This is a genomic window from Methylibium sp. T29-B, from assembly GCF_000576225.1.
GTDB classification, from domain to species: domain Bacteria; phylum Pseudomonadota; class Gammaproteobacteria; order Burkholderiales; family Burkholderiaceae_C; genus Methylibium; species Methylibium petroleiphilum.
The window spans coordinates 1-2397 of the sequence record NZ_AZSN01000297.1 but is presented as its reverse complement, the minus strand read 5'-3'; the positions used below and the strand labels follow the sequence as shown (position 1 = coordinate 2397).

Annotated in this window: 1 protein-coding gene and 1 pseudogene; both read right to left on the bottom strand. The window is 71.2% G+C overall.

Annotation, left to right across the window (positions count from 1 at the left end; translation table 11 throughout):
* Window positions 1-1636, bottom strand: a 1636-nt coding sequence (locus tag Y694_RS21315) for an efflux RND transporter permease subunit (protein WP_036236426.1), incomplete at its 3' end; no start/stop codon positions are given.
* Window positions 1637-1647: 11 nt separating this feature from the next.
* Window positions 1648-2397: pseudogene (locus Y694_RS21310) on the bottom strand (efflux RND transporter periplasmic adaptor subunit); the annotation flags it as partial.

The window sequence follows — 2397 nt, the reverse complement described above, 5'->3', positions numbered from 1 at the left end:
CCAGCACCGCCGCGGCGGCGGCGGCCAGCGCGGCGCGCGGGCGGTCGAGCACCCGCTGCAGGCTGCGGCGGTAGCCGGCCTTCAGCCAGGCCAGCACCCGGGTGTCGCCGTGGTCGATGTTCTTCATCCGCGGCAGCAGGTAGAAGCCGAGGACCGGCGTGACCGTCACCGAGACCACCAGCGAGGCCAGCGTCGAGACGATGAAGGCGATGCCGAGCGGCACGAACAGCCGGCCCTCCAGCCCCGGCAGCGCGAACAGCGGAATGAACACCAGCACGATGATCACCGTGGCGTACAGGATGGCCGAGCGCACCTCCATCGTGGCGCGGCCCACGATCTCGATCGGGTGCAGGCGCTTGTCGGGGTGCTTCGCGCGGTCTTCCTTCAGGCGCCGCAGCACGTTCTCCACGCCCACCACCGCGTCGTCGACCAGCCCGCCGATGGCGATCGCCAGGCCGCCCAGCGTCATGGTGTTGATCGACAGCCCGAAGTAGCGGAACACCAGCGCGGTGATGAAGATCGAGACCGGGATCGCGGTCAGCGCGATCAGCGTCGGGCGCAGTGTGCCGAGGAAGAAGAACAGGATCAGCGCGACGAACACCGAAGCGCCGATCAGCTTGCCTTGCAGCGTGGTGATCGAGGCCTCGATGAAGCTCGCCTGGCGGAACGTGACCTGCGGCGCCTCCATGCCCGTCGGCAGCGAGGACTTCAGTCCGAGCAGAGCCTCCTCGAGCGCGCGCGTCAGCGCGATGGTGTCGGCGGTCGGCTGCTTCTGGATGCCCAGGATCACGGCCGGCTTGCCCTCGAAGCCGGCGTCGCCGCGCTTGAGCGCGGCGGCGAAGCTCACCTCGGCGATCTGGCGCAGCAGCAGCGGCTGGCCGTCTCGGGCGGTGAGCGCCAGGTCCTTCAGGTCCTCGAGCCGGGAGGTGCGGCCCAGGTTGCGGATCAGCACCTCGCGGCCGTTGAGTTCCAGGAAGCCGCCCGAGGTGTTGCTGGAATAGCCGCGCAGCGCGGCCTCCAGCTGCTCGTGCGTGACGCCCAGCTCGGCCATGCGCTGCGTGTCCGGCTGCACCTGGAACTGCCGCACTTCACCGCCGATCGGGATCACCTGCGCCACGCCCGGCACCGCCAGCAGCCGCGGGCGCAGCACCCAGTCGGCGTACTCGCGCACCGCCATCGGCGAGATCTTCGCCGCGTCGACCGGGATCGCGATCTGCAGGATCTCGCCCATGATCGAGCTGACCGGCCCCATGCGCGGCAGCACGCCCTCGGCCAGGCCTTCCTCCATCGCCGACAGGCGCTCCGACACCAGTTGGCGGGCGCGGAAGATGTCGGTGCGCCAGTCGAAGGTGACGTAGAGGAAGGACAGGCCGGCCGACGAGGTGGAGCGCACCGACTCCACGCCGGGCAGCCCGTTCATCGTGGTCTCGAGCGGGAAGGTGATGAGCTGCTCCACCTCCTCGGCGGCCATGCCGCCGGCCTCGGTCATGACCGTGACGGTGGGCTTGTTGAGGTCGGGGAACACGTCCACCGGGGTGCGCGAGAGCGTGAATGCGCCGTAGGCCATCAGCACCACGCTGGCGATGATCACCAGCAGCCGGTTGCTCAGGCTGTTGTCGAGGAGCCACTTGAACATCGCGGGCTCCTTCAGCGGACCTGGTTGATCAGGGTCGCGCCTTGCGTCGCGACCCGATCACCGGGCTTCAGCCCCGAGGTCACCGCGGCGTGGATGCCGTCCAGCGCTTCGGTGGTCACCGCCCGGGGCTCGAAGCGCTCCGGGGCCGTCTTGACCCAGACGATGGTCTGGTTGGCGGCGTTCTTCATCAGCGCGGCCACGGGCACGGCGATGCCCTGCACCGTGTCGCGCGTCTGCACGAACACCCGCACCGGCTGGCCGACGGCCAGCGCCTCGAGCGCCGCGCCCTCGGCGCGGAAGCTCAGCGGCAGCGCTTGCTCGCGCAGGCTGCGCGCGGCGCCGACGAAGACCAGCGGCACGCGTCGCTCGCCGACGGCCATCGTCGCGCTGCCGATGTTCGCGGCGAGGGCGGCATCGAAGGCCAGCGCCTCGATGCGCAGGCGCGTCGGGTCGACGATCTCGAACACCAGCTCGCGGGCGTCGACCACCTGGCCGGCCACCACATGTGCCGAGCGATCACGCCCGCCACCGGCGCCGTCAGCGCCTCGCGCAGCGCCAGGCCGCCGCCCACCGCCGCGATGCGGGCCGCCAGGCTGGCGGCCTCGCTCTCGGCGGCATCGATCTCCTTGCGCGGCACCGTGTCGGCCAGTGCCTGCAGGCGCGCGACGCGCTTGTCGGCCAGGGTCCGGGCGGCGCGCAGCTCGGCCAGCTGCGCGGCCTGGTTGGAACGCTCGATCGGTGCGGCCGACGGCAGCACATGG